The 20,793-nt window shown below is 42.8% G+C and carries 30 protein-coding genes; all 30 read right to left on the bottom strand.

Going from position 1 to position 20,793, the window contains the following annotated elements:
* Positions 1–48 precede the first annotated feature (48 nt).
* The 30 genes from map to rpoC all read right to left on the bottom strand — a co-directional run bounded on the left by map (position 49) and on the right by rpoC (position 20,765).
* Entirely contained in the window at positions 49–795 is a 747-nt protein-coding gene (map, locus tag ETB99_RS10585) for a type I methionyl aminopeptidase (RefSeq protein ID WP_006322635.1), read from the bottom strand.
* Positions 795–1,445, bottom strand: coding sequence for an adenylate kinase (locus ETB99_RS10580; protein ID WP_171700558.1), 651 nt, complete (start codon positions 1,443–1,445; stop codon positions 795–797). The genes map and ETB99_RS10580 overlap by 1 nt, the downstream gene beginning before the upstream one ends.
* A 59-nt stretch (positions 1,446–1,504) precedes the next feature.
* Positions 1,505–2,797 carry a preprotein translocase subunit SecY gene (gene secY, locus ETB99_RS10575; RefSeq protein ID WP_128999496.1) on the bottom strand — a complete coding sequence of 431 codons (1,293 nt, stop codon included), beginning with the start codon at positions 2,795–2,797 and terminating at the stop codon, positions 1,505–1,507.
* Positions 2,797–3,237 (bottom strand): 50S ribosomal protein L15, encoded by a 441-nt coding sequence (gene rplO, locus ETB99_RS10570; protein WP_032101416.1) that lies wholly within the window; start codon positions 3,235–3,237, stop codon positions 2,797–2,799. Before rplO ends, secY begins: the two co-directional genes overlap by 1 nt.
* A gap of 14 nt (positions 3,238–3,251) precedes the next feature.
* Positions 3,252–3,440: a 50S ribosomal protein L30 gene (gene rpmD, locus ETB99_RS10565; protein WP_035020776.1), complete on the bottom strand. Its 189-nt coding sequence runs from the start codon at positions 3,438–3,440 to the stop codon at positions 3,252–3,254.
* A gap of 14 nt (positions 3,441–3,454) precedes the next feature.
* Positions 3,455–3,955 (bottom strand): 30S ribosomal protein S5, encoded by a 501-nt coding sequence (gene rpsE, locus ETB99_RS10560; protein WP_004888691.1) that lies wholly within the window; start codon positions 3,953–3,955, stop codon positions 3,455–3,457.
* Between the two features lie 19 nt (positions 3,956–3,974).
* On the bottom strand, positions 3,975–4,337 hold the full coding sequence (rplR, locus tag ETB99_RS10555) for a 50S ribosomal protein L18 (protein ID WP_009361496.1): 363 nt from the start codon (positions 4,335–4,337) through the stop codon (positions 3,975–3,977).
* 32 nt (positions 4,338–4,369) lie between these two features.
* Positions 4,370–4,909, bottom strand: coding sequence for a 50S ribosomal protein L6 (rplF, locus tag ETB99_RS10550; protein ID WP_006322642.1), 540 nt, complete (start codon positions 4,907–4,909; stop codon positions 4,370–4,372).
* Positions 4,910–4,938: 29 nt separating this feature from the next.
* Positions 4,939–5,337 (bottom strand): 30S ribosomal protein S8, encoded by a 399-nt coding sequence (gene rpsH / locus ETB99_RS10545; RefSeq protein ID WP_003397680.1) that lies wholly within the window; start codon positions 5,335–5,337, stop codon positions 4,939–4,941.
* 33 nt (positions 5,338–5,370) lie between these two features.
* Entirely contained in the window at positions 5,371–5,556 is a 186-nt protein-coding gene (gene rpsN / locus ETB99_RS10540; RefSeq protein ID WP_003397678.1) for a 30S ribosomal protein S14, read from the bottom strand.
* Between the two features lie 34 nt (positions 5,557–5,590).
* Entirely contained in the window at positions 5,591–6,130 is a 540-nt protein-coding gene (gene rplE / locus ETB99_RS10535) for a 50S ribosomal protein L5 (RefSeq protein ID WP_077429977.1), read from the bottom strand.
* A 29-nt stretch (positions 6,131–6,159) separates the two neighbouring features.
* Positions 6,160–6,471: a 50S ribosomal protein L24 gene (gene rplX, locus ETB99_RS10530; protein ID WP_012573859.1), complete on the bottom strand. Its 312-nt coding sequence runs from the start codon at positions 6,469–6,471 to the stop codon at positions 6,160–6,162.
* A 36-nt stretch (positions 6,472–6,507) separates the two neighbouring features.
* Positions 6,508–6,876 carry a 50S ribosomal protein L14 gene (gene rplN, locus ETB99_RS10525; protein ID WP_003397675.1) on the bottom strand — a complete coding sequence of 123 codons (369 nt, stop codon included), beginning with the start codon at positions 6,874–6,876 and terminating at the stop codon, positions 6,508–6,510.
* 48 nt (positions 6,877–6,924) lie between these two features.
* Positions 6,925–7,188: a 30S ribosomal protein S17 gene (gene rpsQ / locus ETB99_RS10520; protein WP_003397674.1), complete on the bottom strand. Its 264-nt coding sequence runs from the start codon at positions 7,186–7,188 to the stop codon at positions 6,925–6,927.
* Between the two features lie 25 nt (positions 7,189–7,213).
* On the bottom strand, positions 7,214–7,414 hold the full coding sequence (rpmC, locus tag ETB99_RS10515) for a 50S ribosomal protein L29 (RefSeq protein WP_003397671.1): 201 nt from the start codon (positions 7,412–7,414) through the stop codon (positions 7,214–7,216).
* Positions 7,404–7,838, bottom strand: a complete 435-nt coding sequence (rplP, locus tag ETB99_RS10510; protein WP_003397670.1) for a 50S ribosomal protein L16 — start codon at positions 7,836–7,838, stop codon at positions 7,404–7,406. The genes rpmC and rplP overlap by 11 nt, the downstream gene beginning before the upstream one ends.
* Before the next feature lie 2 nt (positions 7,839–7,840).
* A complete protein-coding gene (rpsC, locus tag ETB99_RS10505) occupies positions 7,841–8,497 on the bottom strand; it encodes a 30S ribosomal protein S3 (protein WP_003397666.1) in 657 nt (218 codons plus the stop codon).
* 3 nt (positions 8,498–8,500) lie between these two features.
* On the bottom strand, positions 8,501–8,842 hold the full coding sequence (gene rplV / locus ETB99_RS10500; RefSeq protein WP_006322652.1) for a 50S ribosomal protein L22: 342 nt from the start codon (positions 8,840–8,842) through the stop codon (positions 8,501–8,503).
* 20 nt (positions 8,843–8,862) lie between these two features.
* Positions 8,863–9,141, bottom strand: a complete 279-nt coding sequence (rpsS, locus tag ETB99_RS10495) for a 30S ribosomal protein S19 (RefSeq protein ID WP_004888674.1) — start codon at positions 9,139–9,141, stop codon at positions 8,863–8,865.
* A gap of 57 nt (positions 9,142–9,198) precedes the next feature.
* Entirely contained in the window at positions 9,199–10,029 is an 831-nt protein-coding gene (rplB, locus tag ETB99_RS10490; protein WP_003397662.1) for a 50S ribosomal protein L2, read from the bottom strand.
* Positions 10,030–10,056: 27 nt separating this feature from the next.
* On the bottom strand, positions 10,057–10,344 hold the full coding sequence (gene rplW / locus ETB99_RS10485; protein ID WP_003397660.1) for a 50S ribosomal protein L23: 288 nt from the start codon (positions 10,342–10,344) through the stop codon (positions 10,057–10,059).
* Positions 10,344–10,967 (bottom strand): 50S ribosomal protein L4, encoded by a 624-nt coding sequence (gene rplD, locus ETB99_RS10480; protein WP_128999497.1) that lies wholly within the window; start codon positions 10,965–10,967, stop codon positions 10,344–10,346. The genes rplW and rplD overlap by 1 nt, the downstream gene beginning before the upstream one ends.
* Positions 10,968–10,994: 27 nt before the next feature.
* Positions 10,995–11,621, bottom strand: coding sequence for a 50S ribosomal protein L3 (rplC, locus tag ETB99_RS10475; RefSeq protein WP_077429978.1), 627 nt, complete (start codon positions 11,619–11,621; stop codon positions 10,995–10,997).
* A 23-nt stretch (positions 11,622–11,644) separates the two neighbouring features.
* Positions 11,645–11,953 (bottom strand): 30S ribosomal protein S10, encoded by a 309-nt coding sequence (rpsJ, locus tag ETB99_RS10470; RefSeq protein ID WP_021095335.1) that lies wholly within the window; start codon positions 11,951–11,953, stop codon positions 11,645–11,647.
* A gap of 274 nt (positions 11,954–12,227) precedes the next feature.
* On the bottom strand, positions 12,228–13,415 hold the full coding sequence (tuf, locus tag ETB99_RS10465; protein WP_003397655.1) for an elongation factor Tu: 1,188 nt from the start codon (positions 13,413–13,415) through the stop codon (positions 12,228–12,230).
* A 127-nt stretch (positions 13,416–13,542) separates the two neighbouring features.
* On the bottom strand, positions 13,543–15,621 hold the full coding sequence (gene fusA, locus ETB99_RS10460) for an elongation factor G (protein ID WP_128999498.1): 2,079 nt from the start codon (positions 15,619–15,621) through the stop codon (positions 13,543–13,545).
* Positions 15,622–15,755: 134 nt separating this feature from the next.
* On the bottom strand, positions 15,756–16,226 hold the full coding sequence (gene rpsG / locus ETB99_RS10455) for a 30S ribosomal protein S7 (protein ID WP_004888658.1): 471 nt from the start codon (positions 16,224–16,226) through the stop codon (positions 15,756–15,758).
* Positions 16,227–16,270: 44 nt separating this feature from the next.
* Positions 16,271–16,693, bottom strand: coding sequence for a 30S ribosomal protein S12 (rpsL, locus tag ETB99_RS10450; protein ID WP_003397652.1), 423 nt, complete (start codon positions 16,691–16,693; stop codon positions 16,271–16,273).
* Positions 16,694–16,794: 101 nt separating this feature from the next.
* Positions 16,795–17,043 carry a 50S ribosomal protein L7ae-like protein gene (locus ETB99_RS10445; RefSeq protein WP_006322661.1) on the bottom strand — a complete coding sequence of 83 codons (249 nt, stop codon included), beginning with the start codon at positions 17,041–17,043 and terminating at the stop codon, positions 16,795–16,797.
* Between the two features lie 122 nt (positions 17,044–17,165).
* Positions 17,166–20,765: a DNA-directed RNA polymerase subunit beta' gene (gene rpoC / locus ETB99_RS10440; protein ID WP_128999499.1), complete on the bottom strand. Its 3,600-nt coding sequence runs from the start codon at positions 20,763–20,765 to the stop codon at positions 17,166–17,168.
* Between the last annotated feature and the right edge of the window lie 28 nt (positions 20,766–20,793).

The raw sequence follows: 20,793 nt of genomic DNA, 5'->3' as shown, positions 1-20,793 counted from the left end.
GACCAGTTTAAAGCTTACGATGCGCATCCGCAAAGAAGGTTAAAGCGTTCAAAGTGTTGTTAAAATTTCATATCCCGTCTCAGTAATCGCAATCGTATGCTCGAAGTGAGCACAAAGTTTGCCATCTACTGTGACGACCGTCCAATTATCTTCTAACGTGCGAACATAACGGGTTCCTGCATTCACCATTGGTTCAATGCATAGAACCATTCCTGGCTTTAACCGCGGCCCTTTGTTTGGTGGACCGTAATGTGGAATTTGCGGATCTTCATGTAAGTCTTGACCAATTCCATGCCCAACATACTCACGCACAACCGAAAAGTTATGCGCCTCGACATACGTTTGGATCGCATGAGAAATGTTCGTTAACCGTGCGCCAGGTTTCGCTTCTTCCAATCCGCGATACAACGATTGCTCTGTCACTTCTAAAAGCTTTTTCGCCTCTTCGGAAATGACGCCAACCGGATATGTCCAAGCCGAATCGCCATGATATCCATTATATTTTGCGCCAATATCGATGCTAATAATATCTCCTTCGCGAAGCACACGGTCTCCCGGAACGCCATGAACGAGTTCTTCGTTTACGGACGTACAAATGCTCCCTTGGAATCCATTATATCCTTTAAACGAAGGAATTGCATCATGTTTGCGAATGAACGTTTCAGCAATATGATCGAGCTCTCTTGTCGTTATGCCTGGCTCGATATATTTTTGTAATTCTTGATGAGTTAAGGCAACAATTCGGCCAGCTTCACGCATAATTTCAATTTCGCGTGGGGTTTTGCAAATGATCATTATTGTAAGCCCCCAAGTAATTCACAAATGTCAGCAAACACTTGATCGATATGTTGTTGTCCGTTAATGTTGCGCAAGTACCCTTTTGCTTCATAAAAATCGAGCAACGGCTGCGCTTGTTTCATATTAACTTCAAGACGATTTGCTACGGTCGCTTCATTATCATCTGCACGTTGATACAACTCTCCGCCACATTTATCGCAAACACCAGCTTGAGTTGGCGGATTGAATACGAGATGATATGTTGCGCCACATTCTTTACAAATGCGTCTACCTGTTAAACGTTCCATTAAAATGCTTTTATCTACTTCGATGTTAATGACATAATCAATTGAACGATTTAACTGTTGAAGAAGTGTTTCTAACGCTTCTGCTTGAGCGACCGTTCTTGGAAAACCGTCAAGCAAAAATCCGTTTTGGCAATCGTCCTTGCTTAATCGCTCACGAACAATGCCGATTGTCACTTCATCTGGAACAAGATCGCCACGATCCATGTACGACTTCGCCTGTAAACCGAGCTCTGTCCCTTCTTTGATCGCTGCTCGAAACATATCCCCAGTAGAAATGTGAGGAATTTTGTATTTCTCAACGATTTTTTCTGCTTGTGTCCCTTTTCCGGCACCCGGCAGTCCCATCAATACTAAATTCATCAATTTCTCCCCCTCAGCTCTGTATGAGGTAGAGGGAATAAAATTCCCAACACCTCTTTTTATTTAATAAAGCCTTTATAATGGCGCTTCACTAATTGGCTTTCTAGCTGCTTCATCGTCTCTAAAGCAACGCCGACGACGATTAGCAAGCTCGTTCCTCCAATTTGAGCAGAAGGCGGCAGTTTAGCGAACTCGATAAAGAAGACAGGAAGAACAGCGATTGCTGCTAAAAATAGAGCTCCGACGAAAGTTAATCGATACAAAACGCGTGTAATGAATTCTTGCGTGTTCTTTCCTGGACGAATGCCTGGAATATAACCACCTTGCTTTTTCAAATTGTCCGCCATTTGTTCTGGATTAACTTGAACAAACGCATAAAAATACGTAAAGGCAACAATTAAAGCGACGTATATGATCATCCCAACTGGTTGCGTGTAGTCAAAAACTTTTTTAATCCATAATGTTACATCATTCGAGCCGAAAAACGATGCAATCGTCGGTGGAGTAATAATAAACGACACCGCAAAAATAACCGGTATGACACCTGCCGGATTCACTTTTAACGGAATGTGCGTCGAATGACCACCTACTGGACTACGTCCTTCTAATCGCTTCGCATATTGAATCGGAATTTTCCGAAACGCTTGTTGAATATAAATGACGCCAACAATGACCGCTACAACTGCTAAAGCGATTAACGCTACTGTCACGATACGTAAAAACAGCTGGTCACCAGCGTTTTCAAATTGTTGAACGTAAATTTGATTGAGTGTCACCGGAATGCTAGAAACGATCCCTGCAAAAATTAATACTGATATACCGTTTCCAACACCTTTGGCTGTAATTTGCTCACCGAGCCACATTAAAAAGGCAGTCCCTGCTGTTAAAACGAGCGCAATAAGCAAATATGTCGGAATGCCTGGGTTTTTAATGAGCACACCACCAGACATATTATGAAACCCATAAGACATAGCGAACGCTTGGATAAACCCAAGCACAATTGTAAAGTAGCGAGTAAACTGAGCAAGCTTACGGCGGCCTACTTCTCCTTGTTTCGACCATTCCGTAAATTTAGGAACAACATCCATCTGTAATAACTGTACGATGATAGATGCTGTAATGTATGGCATGACGCCCATCGCAAAAATAGAAAAGTTTTGTAGAGCGCCACCACCGAATGTGTTCAATACGCCAAAGGCATTGAACTGGTCTTGCATTTTTAATACGTCTGCATTCACGCCCGGCACAGGAATAAACGTACCGATACGAAATACAATGAGCATAAGAAGGGTGAACAAAATTTTTCTTCTTATATCACCCACGCGCATAAAATTGGAGATTGTTCGAAACATTAAATCACCTCAGTTGTACCGCCAGCAGCTTCGATCGCTTCTTTTGCAGAAGCAGAGAATTTATGAGCTTTTACTGTTAATTTTTTTGTGAGCTCACCGTTTCCAAGAACTTTGATGCCTGCTTTCAATTTGCTTACTACGCCTGTTTCAAGCAGCAATTCTGGTGTTACTTCTGTACCGTCTTCAAAGCGATTTAATGCTTCAAGGTTAACGATCGCATATTCTTTACGATGAATGTTTGTAAAGCCGCGTTTTGGTAAACGACGGAATAAAGGCGTTTGACCACCTTCAAAGCCAATGCGTACGCCGCCACCAGAGCGCGCGTTTTGCCCTTTATGTCCTTTACCAGAAGTTTTTCCGTTACCAGAGCCGATACCACGACCAACACGGTTGCGTTCTTTACGGGAACCCGGTGCTGGTTGTAATTCATGTAGCTTCATGCCGAGGCACCTCCTTATTCTTCTAATTCTTTTACTGTTACAAGGTGAGAAACTTTATTGATCATTCCACGAATGGCTGGATTGTCGTTATGAACAACTGTTTGATGCAATTTTTTTAAACCTAATGTTTTAACCGTCACGCGTTGGTCTTGCGGACGACCGATTACACTGCGAGTGAGGGTAATTGCTAATTTTTTCGCCATCATTTTTCCCTCCCTTATCCTAACAGTTCCTCAACTGTTTTACCGCGCAATTTTGCTACCTCTTCGGCACGTTTCAATTGCTTCAAACCGTCGATTGTTGCGCGCACCATGTTAATTGGTGTGTTGGAACCGATTGACTTCGATAAAATATCGCTAATACCTGCTAACTCTAATACCGCACGCGCAGGACCACCAGCGATAACCCCAGTACCTTCAGATGCTGGTTTTAAAATGATTTCACCTGCACCGAAATGTCCGATCACTTCATGTGGAATAGTTGTACCAACGATCGGCACAGTAATTAAGTTTTTCTTCGCGTCTTCAATCGCTTTGCGAATAGCATCTGGAACTTCTTGTGCTTTTCCAGTTCCGAAACCGACATGACCGTTTTTGTCACCAACAACGACTAACGCAGCGAAACGGAAACGACGTCCACCTTTTACTACTTTAGCTACGCGGTTAACGGCAACAACGCGTTCTTCTAGTTCAAGTTTATTTGGATCAATGCGACGCATCTCTGTCCCTCCTTCTTAATTAGAATTGTAATCCAGCTTCACGAGCAGCGTCTGCAAGTGCTTTAACACGTCCATGATATAAATATCCGCCACGGTCGAATACAACCGATGTGATTCCTTTTTCAAGTGCACGTTTAGCAATTAATTCGCCCACTTTTTGAGCTGCTTCAACATTGCCTGTTGATTCTAAGTCGAATTCTTTATCTAACGTTGACGCGCTAACAAGCGTCACAGCTTTCATATCGTCAATAATTTGTGCGTAAATGTGTTTGTTTGAACGGAACACATTTAAGCGTGGACGTTCCGCAGTTCCTACTACTTTACGACGAACACGAGCGTGTCTTTTTTTGCGAACTGCATTTTTATCAAGCTTAGTGATCATTCGTGTCACTCCTTTCATTTACCTAAGCAGCATTATTTCTTACCTGTTTTACCTTCTTTACGACGTACAACTTCGCCTTCGTAGCGAATACCTTTTCCTTTATAAGGTTCTGGTGAACGAACGGCACGAATGTTTGCTGCTAATTCACCAACACGTTGTTTGTCCGCGCCTTTAACGATAATTTTTGTTTGTGAAGGAACTTCGATTTCAAGCCCTTCTTCCGGTTCGATTTCAACAGGGTGAGAGTATCCTACGCTTAATACAAGCTTTTTACCTTGTTTTGTCGCACGGTAACCGACACCGACAAGCTCAAGCGCACGCTCATAACCTTTTGAAACACCTTCAACCATGTTTGCAAGCAAGCTACGAGTCGTTCCGTGAAGCGCACGATGATGTTTCTCATCGCTTGGACGCTCAACTGTTAAAACGTTACCTTCTAATTTAATGACCATATCTGGATGGAACGTACGAGTAAGTTCACCTTTCGGACCTTTTACAGTAACTGTGTTACCGTTTAATGTAACTGTAACACCAGCTGGAATTTCCAATGGTTTTTTACCAACACGTGACATGTACTACACCTCCATTCGTTGCAAAATAATTACCAAATGTATGCTAACACTTCGCCGCCAGTACGTTTTTGACGTGCTTCTTTGTCAGTTAAAATACCTTGAGACGTTGAAAGAATCGCGATTCCTAAACCGTTCAATACGCGTGGTACTTCATCAGCTTTCGCATATACGCGCAAACCAGGTTTGCTGATGCGTTTAAGGCCTGTAATTACGCGCTCGTTATTTGGACCGTACTTCAAGAAAATTCGAAGAATACCTTGTTTGTTATCTTCAATGTATTCGACATCACGAATGAAACCTTCACGCTTTAAAATTTCAGCGATTTCTCTTTTGATTTTTGAAGCAGGAACTTCAAGTTTCTCGTGACGCACCATGTTCGCATTACGAATGCGAGTAAGCATATCTGCAATTGGATCTGTCATCACCATTATGTTTTACCTCCTTCCCAACTCATGGGTTTATTACCAGCTTGCTTTTTTCACACCAGGAATTTGACCTTTATACGCTAATTCACGGAAACAAATACGGCAAAGTTTAAATTTGCGATATACAGAGTGTGGACGTCCACAACGCTCACAACGAGTGTACGCTTGTACTTTAAACTTTGGTGTGCGTTTTTGTTTCGCGATCATTGATTTTTTAGCCACGTTTTCGCCTCCCTCTTTTTACGAATGGGAATGATTATTTTTGGAATGGCATACCGAGCAATGTAAGTAATTCACGAGCTTCTTCATCTGTTTTCGCAGTTGTAACGATAACGATGTCCATACCGCGAACTTTGTTTACTTTATCGTAGTCAATTTCAGGGAAAATTAATTGCTCTTTTACACCTAATGTGTAGTTACCGCGTCCATCGAACGATTTTTTAGAAACGCCACGGAAGTCGCGAACACGCGGTAAAGAAACAGACACGAGCTTATCGAAAAACTCGTACATGCGCTCACCGCGAAGCGTTACTTTTGCACCGATTGGCATTCCTTCACGAAGACGGAAACCAGCGATTGATTTTTTCGCGCGTGTAACAACTGGCTTCTGACCAGAAATTAATGCGAGTTCTTCTACTGCATTATCTAACGCTTTTGCGTTTTGTACCGCGTCACCAACACCCATGTTGATAACAATTTTTTCGATTTTTGGAACTTGCATCACAGATTTATAGTTAAACTTGCTCATAAGAGCAGGAACAACTTCGTTTAAATACTTTTCTTTAAGGCGGTTCATTTGAGTACCTCCCTTCCTCAGTCACTTCATTATTTGTCTAAAATTTCACCAGAACGTTTCGCATAGCGAACTTTTTTACCGTCAACCACTTTGTAACCAACACGAGTTGGTAATCCTGTTTTTGGATCAAGAGGCATTACGTTTGATACGTGGATTGGCGCCTCTTGGTTGATGATGCCGCCTTGTGGATTTGCTTGAGAAGGTTTTACGTGTTTTTTCACGATGTTTACACCTTCAACAAGCACTCGGTTTTTCTTTGGAAACGCAGCGAGAATAACGCCTTGTTTGCCTTTATCTTTACCAGAGATCACTTGTACTTTATCACCTTTTTTTACATGCATCTGAATCGCACCTCCTTAAAAGGCTTTCCCTTTTCATTAAATCACTTCTGGAGCTAAAGAAACGATTTTCATAAAGTCTTTTTCACGTAGTTCGCGGGCAACTGGTCCGAAAATACGTGTACCGCGTGGGCTCTTGTCATCACGAATGATTACGCAAGCATTTTCATCAAAACGGATGTAAGAACCGTCTGTACGGCGCACACCGCGTTTCGTACGAACGACAACCGCTTTAACGACTTGACCTTTTTTAACAACGCCACCTGGTGTTGCATCTTTAACTGTCGCCACAACGATGTCGCCAACGTTCGCATAACGACGACCAGAACCACCTAGCACTTTAATGACAAGCACTTCACGTGCACCAGAGTTATCAGCAACTTTCATACGAGTTTCTTGTTGAATCATTGACGAAACCTCCTTTCGGATTTGTATCCATCATCCCGAACATATTCATTAAACAATAACAGCTTTTTCGACTACTTCAACAAGACGGAAACGTTTTGTCGCAGAAAGAGGACGTGTTTCCATAATTTTTACGATGTCGCCCACTTTTGCTACGTTGTTTTCGTCATGTGCTTTATATTTTTTCGAATACTTTACGCGCTTGCCGTAAAGAGGATGCTTTTTATAAGTTTCTACAAGAACCGTAATTGTTTTATCCATTTTATCGGAAACAACACGGCCGACGAGAACTTTACGATTGTTGCGTTCACTCATTGTGCGAACCTCCCCTCGATTTCAATTATTTATTAGCAGCGATCTCTCTTTCGCGAATAACAGTTTTCATACGCGCAATCGCTTTGCGTACTTCACGAATACGAGCAGTATTCTCTAATTGACCTGTTGCCAATTGGAAGCGAAGGTTGAATAACTCTTCTTTCAACGCTTTAATTTTTTGTTCAATCTCGGCAGTGGTAAGTTCACGAATTTCTTTAGCTTTCATTTGATTCACCACCAATTTCTTCACGTTTTACGAATTTACATTTGATTGGAAGTTTGTGAGAAGCAAGACGTAATGCTTCACGAGCCACTTCTTCAGAAACTCCCGCGATTTCAAACATTACTTTACCAGGTTTAACAACAGCTACCCAACCTTCTGGAGCACCTTTACCGGAACCCATGCGCACTTCAAGTGGTTTTGCTGTGTATGGTTTTGAAGGGAAAATTTTAATCCATACTTTACCGCCACGTCTCATGTAACGAGTCATCGCACGACGAGCAGCCTCGATTTGACGGTTTGTAATCCATGCTGGCTCTAATGCTTGTAAGCCGTACTCACCAAAATGTACTTCCGTACCGCCTTTTGCACGACCTTTCATGCGACCGCGATGTTCACGACGATATTTTACGCGTTTTGGCATTAACATGATTAATTTCCTCCTTCCTCAGTTTTCTTTTTCGTAGGAAGGACTTCTCCACGATAAATCCATACTTTCACGCCGATTTTTCCGTATGTTGTATCCGCTTCTGCTGTTGCGTAGTCGATGTCAGCGCGAAGAGTATGAAGTGGAACTGTTCCTTCGCTATAATGTTCTGAGCGAGCGATATCTGCTCCACCTAAACGACCAGATACCATCGTTTTAATTCCTTTAGCACCTGCACGCATTGTGCGTTGGATCGCTTGTTTTTGCGCACGACGGAATGATACGCGGTTTTCAATTTGACGCGCGATATTTTCCGCAACAAGTTTTGCTTCTAAGTCTGGCTTTTTAATTTCAACGATGTTGATATGAACACGTTTGCCAGTTAATTCATTTAACGCTTTACGAAGCGCTTCAACTTCAGAGCCACCTTTACCGATTACCATTCCTGGTTTCGCCGTATGGATTGTAATATTTACACGGTTTGCTGCACGCTCGATCTCAATGCGAGAAACAGCTGCATCGCTTAAGCGCTTTGTGAGGTATTCGCGAATTTTAAGATCTTCGTGTAAAAGGTCCGCATAATCTTTCTCAGCGTACCATCTTGATTCCCAATCACGAATAATACCAATGCGAAGACCGATTGGATTTACCTTTTGACCCACTGATTATCCCTCCTTCTTTTCTGAAACAACGATCGTGATATGGCTTGTGCGTTTGTTAATTGCGCTCGCACGACCTTGTGCACGAGGACGGAAACGTTTCAATGTTGGTCCTTCGTTCACATAAGCTTCTGTAACAACAAGTTTGTTCACGTCCATATCATAGTTATGTTCTGCGTTTGCCACTGCAGATTTTAATACTTTCTCGATAATCGGAGAAGCAGCTTTTGGCGTATGGCGAAGAATCGCAACTGCTTCACTCACTTGCTTTCCTCGAATTAAATCAATCACTAAACGAGCTTTACGAGGAGCAATTCGAACCGTTCTAGCAACAGCTTTAGCTTGCATAAATGAAGCCTCCTCTCATATTAACGTTTTGTTTTCTTGTCATCAGCAGCGTGACCTTTGTACGTGCGCGTTGGCGCGAACTCACCGAGCTTATGACCGACCATGTCCTCTGTGATGTAAACTGGAACGTGTTTACGACCATCGTAAACAGCGATTGTGTGACCGATGAATTGTGGGAAAATTGTTGAACGACGAGACCACGTTTTGATCACTTGTTTTTGTCCAGTTTCATTCAATTTCTCAATTTTTTTCATTAAATGATCATCACAAAAAGGACCTTTTTTCAAGCTGCGACCCATAAGTGAACCTCCTTTCGTGATTGCTCTACGGTTCTTTTGAACCGTAGCTCAACCCCGTTATTTTTTACGACGACGTACGATAAATTTATCAGATTTATTTTTCTTCTTACGCGTTTTGAATCCAAGTGTTGGTTTGCCCCATGGAGTCATTGGAGACTTACGTCCGATTGGTGCTTTACCTTCACCACCACCGTGTGGGTGATCGACTGGGTTCATAACAGAACCGCGAACTGTTGGACGAATGCCTAACCAACGAGCGCGTCCAGCTTTACCGATGTTCACAAGCTCATGTTGTTCGTTACCAACTTGACCGACTGTTGCGCGGCAAGTTGCTAAAATCATGCGAACTTCACCTGAAGATAAACGAACAAGTACGTACTTACCTTCTTTACCAAGCACTTGTGCAGATGTACCTGCAGCGCGCACTAATTGTCCACCTTTGCCAGGTTTCAACTCAATGTTGTGAATTACTGTACCAACTGGAATGTTTGCTAAAGGTAATGCGTTACCTACTTTAATGTCCGCATCTGGACCTGACATGATTTCCATGCCAACTTCTAAGTTTTTCGGTGCGATGATGTAACGTTTTTCACCATCGGCATAATGAATTAATGCGATATTCGCAGAACGGTTTGGATCGTATTCGATTGTAGCAACGCGTCCTGGAATGCCATCTTTATCGCGTTTAAAGTCAATAATACGATATTGACGTTTATGACCGCCACCTTGGTGACGAACTGTTAATTTACCTTGGTTGTTACGACCGCCTTTTTTCTTTAAAGGGGCAAGCAACGATTTTTCCGGCTTATCTGTTGTAAGCTCAGAGAAGTCTAAAACCGTCATACCACGACGACCGTTAGACGTTGGCTTATATTTTTTAATCGCCATGTCCATTTCCCTCCTTCACTTTTAAACTTATACTTCAAATAGTTCGATCTCTTTGCTGTCTGGCGTTAATGTAACAATCGCTTTGCGACGGCGGTTTGTTAATCCGCTGTAGCGACCAACACGTTTGAACTTTCCTTTGTAGTTCATAATGTTGACCTTCGCTACTTTCACGCCGAAAATCGCTTCGATCGCATCTTTTACTTCTGTTTTGTTCGCTTTCACATCAACTTCGAACGTATATTTTTTTTCAGTCATTAACTCTGTTGAACGTTCAGTAATGACGGGGCGCTTAATAATATCGCGAGGATCTTTCATTATACAAGCACCTCCTCTACTTTTTCCACAGCAGCTTTCGTAATGACAAGCTTGTCGTGGTTGAGTACATCAAGAACGTTAATTCCGCTTGCTGTCACAACTGTAACTCCTGGAATGTTGCGAGCTGAAAGAATGACGTTCTCGTTTGCGTCTGCTGTTACAATTAACGCTTTGCGATCAACAGAAAGGTTGTTTAAAATCTTAACCATTTCTTTTGTTTTTGGTGCTTCAAGCGTTAAATTGTCTAATACAACAATGCTGTTTTCAAGCACTTTTGAAGATAATGCCGATTTAATCGCTAAGCGACGAACTTTTTTCGGAAGTTTGTAGCTGTAGCTGCGTGGAACCGGACCGAATACAACACCACCGCCGCGCCATTGTGGAGAACGAATCGATCCTTGGCGAGCGCGTCCAGTACCTTTTTGGCGCCATGGCTTACGACCACCGCCACTTACTTCTGCACGATTTTTTGTTTTATGAGTTCCTTGACGTAAGGAAGCACGTTGCATAATTACCGCTTCAAATAACACATGTTTGTTCGGTTCAATACCAAATACGGCATCGTTTAATTCGATTTCACCGATGTTTTCTCCGTTTTGGTTGTACAATGCTACTTTTGGCATTGGGTATTTCCTCCTTTCTTAAAGAAATTATTTCGCTTTAACCGCGCTTTTAATGATAACAAGTCCTTTGTTCGGACCTGGCACGTTTCCTTTAATTAAGATTAAGTTGCGTTCTGGATCTACTTTAACAACTTTTAAGTTTTGTACTGTCACACGCTCGCCACCCATGCGGCCTGGAAGCTCTTTTGATTTAAATACACGGTTTGGAGCGATCGCACCCATTGAACCAGGACGACGATGGTAACGAGAACCGTGAGCCATTGGTCCACGAGATTGTCCATGGCGTTTAATTACACCTTGGAAACCTTTACCCTTTGACGTACCTGTTACGTCAACGATTTCACCTTCGTTGAAAATGTCCACTTTTACTTCTTGACCTACTTCATACTCTGCAAGATTCACACCACGAATTTCACGAATGAAGCGCTTAGGTGTGGTGTTTGCCTTCGCAGCATGACCTTTTTGAGGCTTGTTCGCCAACTTCTCACGTAAATCTTCAAAACCTAATTGAATCGCTTCATAACCGTCGTTTTCAATCGTTTTCTTTTGAAGAACTACGTTTGGAGTCGCTTGAATAACTGTTACAGGAATAAGATCTCCGTTTTCAGCGAATACTTGAGTCATGCCGATTTTTCTTCCTAAGATTCCTTTCATCTTTCACACCTCCTATATCGCAATTACAACTTGATTTCAATATCGACACCAGACGGTAAGTCTAAACGCATTAAAGAATCTACTGTTTGTGGAGTCGGATTGACGATATCAATTAAGCGTTTATGTGTGCGCATTTCGAACTGCTCACGAGAGTCTTTGTATTTATGAACCGCACGTAAGATCGTGTACACCGTTTTTTCAGTTGGTAACGGAATCGGTCCAGATACAGTCGCGCCTGAACGCTTTGCAGTTTCCACAATTTTCTCAGCAGATTGATCAAGAATTCGATGATCATACGCTTTTAAACGAATACGAATTTTTTCTTTTGCCATTATTTTCCCTCCTTCTTCGCCTATTTTTAAAATAGACATTCTCCATGGAAATTTCCTTCACACTCGCCATGGCAAAGCGGCCGGGTGTGTCAGCAACCTTCCACTTCATCGCAGTCAAAGACCAACGTTTATTATTATATATAATTTTCATGCCTAATGCAAGTTTTTTATTTCTTTTCTAAACAAACTGCCTTTCCTATTATACATATTTCATTACGCAATTTCAATGGAACAAAAATAAGTGGTCTAGCAGCAAGCTAGACCACTTTATCGATTACTCGATGATTTCAGATACAGAACCTGCACCTACTGTACGTCCACCTTCGCGGATCGAGAATTTTGTACCTTCTTCGATCGCGATTGGCGCGATTAATTCTACTGTCATTTCGATGTTGTCACCAGGCATTACCATCTCAACACCTTCTGGAAGTTGGATGATACCTGTTACGTCCGTTGTACGGAAGTAGAATTGTGGACGGTAGTTAGAGAAGAATGGAGTATGACGTCCACCTTCTTCTTTTGTTAATACGTAAACTTGTGCTTTAAATTTTGTGTGTGGAGTGATTGTTCCTGGTTTTGCTAATACTTGACCGCGTTGTACTTCGTCACGAGAAACACCGCGAAGAAGCGCACCGATGTTGTCACCAGCTTCAGCTTGGTCAAGAAGCTTACGGAACATTTCAACACCTGTAACAGTTGTTGCTTTTGGCTCTTCAGAAAGACCGATGATTTCTACTTGGTCACCAACTTTTAAGATACCGCGCTCAACGCGACCAGTAGCAACTGTACCACGACCAGTGATTGAGAATACGTCCTCAACTGGCATCATGAATGGTTTGTCAACTTCGCGTTGTGGAGTTGGGATGTACTCATCAACAGCGTTCATAAGCTCGATGATTTTCGCTTCCCAAGCTGGATCTCCCTCAAGTGCTTTTAACGCAGAACCTTTAATTACAGGAACTTCGTCTCCAGGGAAGTCGTATTCAGATAATAGATCGCGAACTTCCATTTCAACAAGCTCTAAAAGCTCTTCGTCGTCTACCATGTCGCATTTGTTTAAGAATACAACAATGTAAGGTACGCCTACTTGGCGAGAAAGAAGAATGTGCTCACGAGTTTGTGGCATTGGACCGTCAGCTGCAGATACAACAAGGATCGCACCGTCCATTTGCGCAGCACCTGTGATCATGTTTTTCACGTAGTCAGCGTGACCTGGGCAGTCAACGTGTGCATAGTGACGGTTGTCAGTTTCGTACTCAACGTGTGCAGTTGAGATTGTAATTCCGCGCTCGCGCTCTTCTGGAGCAGCGTCGATTTGATCATACGCGCGTGCTTCTGCTTTACCTTGTTTCGCAAGAACTGTTGTGATTGCAGCTGTTAAAGTTGTTTTACCATGGTCAACGTGGCCGATTGTACCAATGTTGACGTGTGGTTTCGTACGTTCGAATTTCGCTTTAGCCATTATAATATCCTCCTTAGTGTTTTTTATTAAGTATAGAATATAGAATGCTCGGAAGTGAAAGTGCACAGGCACGTCCACTTCCAAGTCTTACATAAGTATTTATACTTGAACAATGCTAGAAAATCAATTATTCACCTTTATTTTTTTTGATGATTTCCTCAGCAATGCTCTTCGGAACTTCTTCATAATGGTCAAATACCATTGTGAACGTTCCGCGACCTTGTGTATTTGAACGCAATGAAGTTGCGTATCCAAACATTTCAGAAAGTGGAACCATCGCGCGAACAACTTGTGCGTTACCGCGAGCTTCCATACCTTCGACGCGACCGCGACGAGAAGTGATGTCACCCATGATGTCACCTAAATATTCTTCAGGGACGATGACTTCTACTTTCATGATTGGCTCAAGCAATACAGGGTCACATTTTGCCGCTGCGTTTTTCAATGCCATAGAAGCAGCGATTTTGAACGCCATTTCGCTTGAGTCAACATCGTGGTAAGAACCGTCAAATAATTTCGCTTTAATGTCAACAACTGGGTATCCAGCAAGAACACCGTTTTGCATTGCATCTTCAAGACCTGCTTGAATTGCAGGGATGTATTCTCTCGGAACAACCCCACCGACAATCGCGTTTTCGAATTCAAAGCCTTTTCCTTCTTCGTTTGGTGAGAACTCGATCCAAACGTGACCGTATTGACCGCGACCACCAGACTGACGCACAAATTTACCTTCAACTTGTGCTGATTTACGGAATGTTTCGCGGTACGCAACTTGAGGAGCACCAACGTTCGCTTCTACCTTAAACTCGCGACGCATGCGGTCAACGATGATGTCAAGGTGAAGCTCACCCATACCCGCGATGATTGTTTGACCTGTTTCTTGGTCTGTCCATGCACGGAATGTTGGGTCCTCTTCTTGAAGTTTTTGTAGTGCTGTGCTCATCTTATCTTGGTCAGCTTTTGACTTCGGTTCGATCGCGATTTGAATAACTGGCTCTGGGAATTGCATAGACTCCAAGATGACTGGGTCTTTTTCATCACACAACGTATCACCAGTTGTTGTATCTTTTAAACCTACAGCTGCCGCAATGTCACCTGCGTAAACTTGTGCAATTTCTTCGCGGTGGTTTGCGTGCATTTGTAGAATACGACCGATACGTTCACGCTTACGTTTTGTTGAGTTCAACACGTAAGAACCAGAGTTTAATGTACCTGAGTATACGCGGAAGAACGTCAACTTACCAACGTAAGGGTCTGTCATAATTTTGAACGCTAACGCTGCAAACGGAGCATCGTCACGCGCTTCACGAACTGTTTCTTCTTCTGTATCAGGAACAGTTCCTTTAATCGCAGGAATGTCGACTGGTGATGGTAAGTAGTCAACAACTCCGTCAAGCATTAATTGAACACCTTTGTTTTTGAATGCAGAACCACAAAATACTGGGAAGAATTGCACAGAAACTGTCGCTTTACGAATTGCAGCTTTTAACTCTTCTTTCGTAATTTCTTCCCCTTCTAAATATTTCATCATTAATTCTTCATCAAGCTCTGCAACCGCTTCAATTAATTTCCCGCGGTATTCTTCTGCCATATCACGATAGTCTTCAGGAATCTCGATGCGCTCGATATTTTTTCCTAATTCATCGTGATAGTGATATGCGCACATTTCAACAAGGTCGATGATACCTGTAAATTGATCTTCTGCACCAATTGGTAATTGAACAGGGTGCGCATTCGCTTGTAAACGCTCATGAAGTGTGTTTACAGAGTACAAGAAGTCAGCACCGATCTTGTCCATTTTGTTAACGAAAACGATACGTGGAACACCGTATGTAGTCGCTTGGCGCCATACTGTTTCTGTTTGCGGTTCTACACCTGATTGTGCGTCTAATACCGCTACCGCACCGTCTAATACACGCAATGAACGCTCAACTTCTACTGTGAAGTCGACGTGTCCAGGTGTATCGATGATGTTAATGCGATGGCCTTTCCATTGAGCTGTTGTCGCTGCGGACGTAATTGTAATTCCGCGCTCTTGTTCTTGCTCCATCCAGTCCATCGTTGCTGCGCCCTCATGAACTTCACCGATTTTATGAACGCGTCCTGTGTAGAAAAGGATACGCTCTGTTGTTGTTGTTTTACCGGCGTCGATATGGGCCATGATTCCGATATTGCGAGTGTTTTCCAAGGAGAACTGTCTTGCCATATGGATTTTTTCTCCTTCCTTAAATGAAGTATCGTAATTTTATTTGCATATAGGAATATAGGCGAATGAGCGATGGGCATGCTTTTTTAGTTTCAACCGCATCGCTCTCACCTATTCTTAATTTAACGAAAAAATTACCAACGATAGTGCGCAAACGCTTTGTTTGCTTCTGCCATTTTATGTGTATCTTCGCGCTTCTTCACAGCTGCACCTGTATTGTTTGCAGCATCCATGATTTCGTTCGCTAAACGCTCTTCCATCGTTTTTTCTCCACGAAGACGAGCGTAGTTCACGAGCCAACGAAGACCTAATGTTGTACGGCGCTCTGGACGCACCTCAACAGGAACTTGATAGTTTGCACCACCAACACGGCGTGCGCGAACTTCAAGAACTGGCATAACGTTTTTCAACGCTTGCTCAAACACTTCCATTGGATCTTTACCTGTGCGCTCACGAATGATATCGAACGCTGTGTAAAGAATTTTTTGTGCTTTACCTTTTTTACCGTCAATCATAATTTTATTGATTAAACGTGTAACTAGCTTTGAATTGTAAATTGGATCTGGTAACACATCTCGTTTAGGAACCGGACCTTTACGTGGCATATTTTTTCCTCCTTTCAGTAAAAATCAACAAAAGATGTCGAATATTATTTCTTAGCTGCTTTTGGTTTTTTCGCACCGTATTTAGAACGACCTTGCATACGGTTCGCTACACCTGCTGTATCTAAAGCACCGCGGACGATGTGGTAACGTACCCCTGGTAAGTCTTTTACACGTCCACCGCGAATTAATACAACGCTGTGTTCTTGTAAGTTGTGACCGATACCTGGGATGTATGCAGTTACCTCGATACCGTTAGATAAACGTACACGGGCATATTTACGAAGCGCAGAGTTTGGCTTCTTTGGTGTCATTGTACCTACACGTGTACATACTCCACGTTTTTGCGGAGAGTAAACAGTTGTTTGAACTTTTTTGAAGCTGTTATACCCTTTATTTAACGCAGGTGATTTAGATTTCACTACCTTTTTTGTACGACCTTTACGTACAAGCTGGTTAATTGTAGGCATGGTAAATTTCCTCCCTTCACAATCAAATTCAAGCCCACACATCCAGGTGGCTCATTTTTATGCAAAAACAAAGTTTTTGTAGTAACCCACAAAAACAGTTTTTAACGAATAATCGCAACAGCTGCAGCTCCTACGTCAATCCCACATGCTTTTCCAAGCTTTTTCGTTGAATCGACTTTTACAATTGGAACGTTTCGATCGTTCGCTGCTTTTACGACTTTTTCAATTACAGCTACGTCAGCATCTTCAGCAACGACTACCTCTTTAACGTTCCCATCTTTCAGAGCTCGTACTGTTTGTTTCGTTCCTACAATAATCTGTTTCGCCTGTGCGACTTTTTCATAAGACATGTAACATATCCTCCAAAGTGACAGGTTTTCGGAACACCTTTATTATGCTATCACTTTCTGCGTGCTGTGTCAACTATTTTTTGACCTATTGCTAGCAAACGATGCTAGCAATAGGTTCATCATTATTTCGTTGTAACAGCGTCTTCATCTTTTGCTGTTTTAATTATCGGCTTTACTTTGCGGTAACGAGCCATACCTGTTCCCGCTGGAACAAGTTTACCGATAATGACGTTTTCTTTTAATCCAAGTAATTCGTCGCGTTTTCCTTTAATTGCTGCATCCGTTAAGACACGTGTCGTCTCTTGGAATGAAGCTGCAGACAAGAACGAATCTGTTTCAAGCGATGCTTTCGTAATTCCGAGTAATACTGGGCGAGCTGTCGCCGGACGTTTACCTTCCATCAACACTTTTGCGTTCGCATCTGTAAATTGATGAATATCAAGCAATGTACCAGGCAACAAGTCTGTATCGCCCGCATCAATGACGCGCACTTTACGAAGCATTTGGCGAACCATAACTTCGATATGTTTATCGCTAATTTCTACCCCTTGCATGCGGTATACTTTTTGTACTTCACGCAACAAGTATTCTTGTACAGCATTCATATCTTTGACTCTCAACAACTCTTTCGGGTCGATTGAGCCTTCTGTTAGTTCTTGACCGCGCTCAACTTTCTGTCCTTCTTGCACTTTCAAACGCGCGCTGTAAGGAGCTGTATACGTACGTGTCTCGACTTCGCCTTGAATAACAATTTCACGTTGACGGTCACGCGTTTCGTTAATCGCCACAACAACACCATCAATTTCTGAAATGACGGCTTGACCTTTTGGATTACGCGCTTCAAACAACTCTTGTACACGCGGTAAACCTTGGGTAATATCGTCTCCTGCTACCCCGCCTGTGTGGAACGTACGCATTGTAAGCTGTGTACCCGGCTCACCGATCGATTGGGCTGCGATAATACCGACCGCTTCACCAACTTCAACTTCCGCACCTGTTGCCAAGTTGCGTCCGTAACATTTTTTACATACACCATGACGCGTGTTACATGTAAATGCCGAACGAATCCATACTTCTTCAATACCTGCTTTGACAATCGCATTCGCAATGTCTTCTGTAATCATTTCATTTTCACGCACGAGCACTTCGCCCGTTTCCGGATGTTTCACCGTCTTACGTGCGTAACGTCCAATGAGACGATCTTCGAGTTTCACAATCACTTCTGTACCGTCTTTTAACGCACGAATTAACGTACCACGATCTGTGCCGCAGTCATCTTCACGAATGATAACGTCTTGTGCCACATCAACGAGACGACGTGTTAAATAACCAGAGTCCGCTGTTTTTAACGCGGTATCCGCAAGACCTTTACGTGCACCGTGTGTTGAAATGAAGTACTCAAGTACCGTTAAACCTTCGCGGAATGAAGATTTAATCGGAAGCTCGATAATACGTCCAGCTGGGTTCGCCATTAATCCACGCATACCAGCAAGTTGCGTAAAGTTCGACGCGTTACCACGGGCTCCAGAGTCACTCATCATGAAAATTGGATTTCGTTTATCAAGCGATTCCATTAAGCGACCTTGAATTTTGTCTTTCGCCGCACTCCAAATCGAAATAACACGCTCATAACGTTCTTCATCAGTAATTAAACCGCGTCTAAATTGTTTTAATACCGTATCAACTTTTGCTTGTGCTTCTTCTAAAATTTCTTGTTTTTCAGGCAAGACAACAATGTCCGCGACACCAATTGTAATACCGGCTTTTGTTGAGTACTTAAAGCCAAGATCTTTCATGCGGTCAAGCATTTTAGATGTTTCTGTAATTTTGAAACGTTTAAATACTTCCGCGATGATGTTACCGAGAATTTTTTTCTTAAACGGTGGAACGAGTGCACGCTTACGAATTTCTTCTTTCACGTTCACACCTTTATCTAAGAAATACTTATCCGGCGTTCGTTCTTCAATGTTCTCTTGCGTCGGCTCATTAATATATGGGAATGACTTCGGCAAAATCTCATTGAAGATTAACTTTCCAACTGTCGTGATCAGCAACTTATTATTTTGCTCTTCTGTAAACGTTTCGTTTCTCAACGAACCAGCATGAACGGCGATGCGCGTATGCAAATGAACATAGCCATTATGGTAAGCTAACAACGCCTCGTCCGCATCTTTAAAGACCATTCCTTCTCCAACTGCACCTTCACGTTCCATCGTTAAGTAGTAGTTTCCTAAAACCATGTCTTGTGAAGGCGTAACGACCGGCTTTCCGTCTTTCGGGTTCAAAATGTTTTGTGCCGCAAGCATCAGTAGACGTGCTTCCGCCTGTGCTTCTGCTGAAAGTGGTACGTGCACAGCCATTTGGTCACCGTCGAAGTCGGCGTTGTATGCCGTACATACAAGTGGATGTAATCGGATCGCACGCCCTTCTACAAGCGTCGGTTCGAAAGCTTGAATACCAAGACGGTGAAGCGTTGGCGCGCGGTTTAATAACACCGGATGCTCTTTAATGACAGATTCTAAAACATCCCAAACTTCTGGGTGAACGCGCTCAATTTTTCGCTTCGCACTTTTAATGTTATGTGCTAAGCCGCGTTCTACTAATTCTTTCATAACGAACGGTTTAAATAACTCAAGCGCCATTTCTTTCGGTAATCCGCATTGATACATTTTCAAGTTCGGACCGACAACGATAACGGAACGACCAGAGTAGTCAACACGCTTACCGAGCAAGTTTTGACGGAAACGACCTTGCTTTCCTTTTAACATATGGGAAAGCGACTTCAACGGACGGTTTCCTGGGCCTGTAACCGGACGGCCACGACGACCGTTATCAATTAACGCATCAACCGCCTCTTGAAGCATCCGTTTCTCGTTTTGAACGATAATGTTCGGTGCACCAAGGTCTAATAGACGTTTTAAACGGTTGTTTCGATTAATGACACGACGATATAAATCGTTCAAGTCCGATGTCGCAAAACGACCACCGTCTAACTGTACCATCGGGCGCAATTCAGGCGGAATAACCGGTAGTACATCTAAAATCATCCAAGAAGGATCGTTACCAGAGTTACGGAACGCTTCAAGCACTTCAAGACGTTTAATCGTACGAGCACGACGTTGTCCTTGTGCTGTCTTCAATTCCTCTTTTAACGTTTCTACTTCTTTTTCAAGATCGATGTCTTGTAACAATTTTTTAATCGCTTCCGCACCCATTGAAGCTTGAAACGAATTTCCGTACTTCTCGCGATACGCGCGATATTCTTTTTCAGAAAGCAATTGCTTCTTTTCTAACGGTGTATCGCCTGGATCCGTCACAACGTAAGATGCAAAGTAAATGACTTCCTCTAGCGCGCGAGGGGACATGTCTAAGACAAGTCCCATGCGGCTAGGAATTCCTTTAAAGTACCAAATATGTGAAACAGGGGCTGCTAGTTCAATATGACCCATGCGCTCACGGCGAACTTTTGCACGTGTGACTTCGACACCGCATCGGTCACAAACGACACCTTTATAACGAACGCGCTTATATTTTCCGCAATGACATTCCCAGTCTTTCGTCGGACCGAAAATACGTTCGCAAAACAGTCCATCTTTTTCTGGTTTTAATGTTCGATAGTTAATCGTTTCCGGTTTTTTAACTTCACCATACGACCAAGAACGAATTTTCTCAGGTGAAGCGAGTCCGATCTTCATATATTCAAACTTATTCACATCTAACAAGGGGCCTACCTCCCTTTTAATATCCAGG

Origin of the sequence: Anoxybacillus sp. CHMUD (assembly GCF_013096965.1) — a bacterium.
GTDB classification, from domain to species: Bacteria; Bacillota; Bacilli; order Bacillales; family Anoxybacillaceae; genus Anoxybacillus; species Anoxybacillus kestanbolensis_A.
This window is presented reverse-complemented; position numbering and strand designations above follow the sequence as displayed.

Coding starts and splice junctions, on each gene's coding strand:
- rplF (WP_006322642.1), bottom strand. CDS start 4,909: ATGTCACGTGTTGGTAAAAAACCATTGGAAATTCCAGCTGGTGTTACA.
- tuf (WP_003397655.1), bottom strand. CDS start 13,415: ATGGCTAAAGCGAAATTCGAACGTACGAAACCACACGTCAACATTGGT.
- ETB99_RS10580 (WP_171700558.1), bottom strand. CDS start 1,445: ATGAATTTAGTATTGATGGGACTGCCGGGTGCCGGAAAAGGGACACAA.
- rplV (WP_006322652.1), bottom strand. CDS start 8,842: ATGCAAGCTAAAGCTGTTGCTAGAACGGTTCGAATTGCTCCTCGTAAA.
- rpsQ (WP_003397674.1), bottom strand. CDS start 7,188: ATGAGTGAACGCAACAATCGTAAAGTTCTCGTCGGCCGTGTTGTTTCC.
- rpsL (WP_003397652.1), bottom strand. CDS start 16,693: ATGCCTACAATTAACCAGCTTGTACGTAAAGGTCGTACAAAAAAGGTA.
- rpmD (WP_035020776.1), bottom strand. CDS start 3,440: ATGGCGAAAAAATTAGCAATTACCCTCACTCGCAGTGTAATCGGTCGT.
- rplP (WP_003397670.1), bottom strand. CDS start 7,838: ATGTTAATGCCAAAACGCGTAAAATATCGTCGTGAACATCGCGGTCGC.
- fusA (WP_128999498.1), bottom strand. CDS start 15,621: ATGGCAAGACAGTTCTCCTTGGAAAACACTCGCAATATCGGAATCATG.
- rplD (WP_128999497.1), bottom strand. CDS start 10,967: ATGCCAAAAGTAGCATTGTACAACCAAAACGGAGAAAACATCGGTGAA.
- rpmC (WP_003397671.1), bottom strand. CDS start 7,414: ATGAAAGCTAAAGAAATTCGTGAACTTACCACTGCCGAGATTGAACAA.
- ETB99_RS10445 (WP_006322661.1), bottom strand. CDS start 17,043: ATGTCTTATGAAAAAGTCGCACAGGCGAAACAGATTATTGTAGGAACG.
- rpsH (WP_003397680.1), bottom strand. CDS start 5,337: ATGGTGATGACAGATCCAATTGCAGATATGCTTACTCGCATTCGTAAT.
- rpsS (WP_004888674.1), bottom strand. CDS start 9,141: ATGGGTCGCAGCTTGAAAAAAGGTCCTTTTTGTGATGATCATTTAATG.
- rplO (WP_032101416.1), bottom strand. CDS start 3,237: ATGAAGCTACATGAATTACAACCAGCACCGGGTTCCCGTAAAGAACGC.
- rplC (WP_077429978.1), bottom strand. CDS start 11,621: ATGAAAGGAATCTTAGGAAGAAAAATCGGCATGACTCAAGTATTCGCT.
- rplR (WP_009361496.1), bottom strand. CDS start 4,337: ATGATCACTAAGCTTGATAAAAATGCAGTTCGCAAAAAAAGACACGCT.
- rplN (WP_003397675.1), bottom strand. CDS start 6,876: ATGATTCAACAAGAAACTCGTATGAAAGTTGCTGATAACTCTGGTGCA.
- rpsG (WP_004888658.1), bottom strand. CDS start 16,226: ATGCCACGTAAAGGTCCGGTTCCTAAACGAGATGTGTTACCAGATCCA.
- map (WP_006322635.1), bottom strand. CDS start 795: ATGATCATTTGCAAAACCCCACGCGAAATTGAAATTATGCGTGAAGCT.
- rpsJ (WP_021095335.1), bottom strand. CDS start 11,953: ATGGCAAAAGAAAAAATTCGTATTCGTTTAAAAGCGTATGATCATCGA.
- rplW (WP_003397660.1), bottom strand. CDS start 10,344: ATGAAAGATCCTCGCGATATTATTAAGCGCCCCGTCATTACTGAACGT.
- rpsE (WP_004888691.1), bottom strand. CDS start 3,955: ATGCGTCGCATTGATCCAAATAAACTTGAACTAGAAGAACGCGTTGTT.
- secY (WP_128999496.1), bottom strand. CDS start 2,797: ATGTTTCGAACAATCTCCAATTTTATGCGCGTGGGTGATATAAGAAGA.
- rplB (WP_003397662.1), bottom strand. CDS start 10,029: ATGGCGATTAAAAAATATAAGCCAACGTCTAACGGTCGTCGTGGTATG.
- rplX (WP_012573859.1), bottom strand. CDS start 6,471: ATGCATGTAAAAAAAGGTGATAAAGTACAAGTGATCTCTGGTAAAGAT.
- rplE (WP_077429977.1), bottom strand. CDS start 6,130: ATGAACCGCCTTAAAGAAAAGTATTTAAACGAAGTTGTTCCTGCTCTT.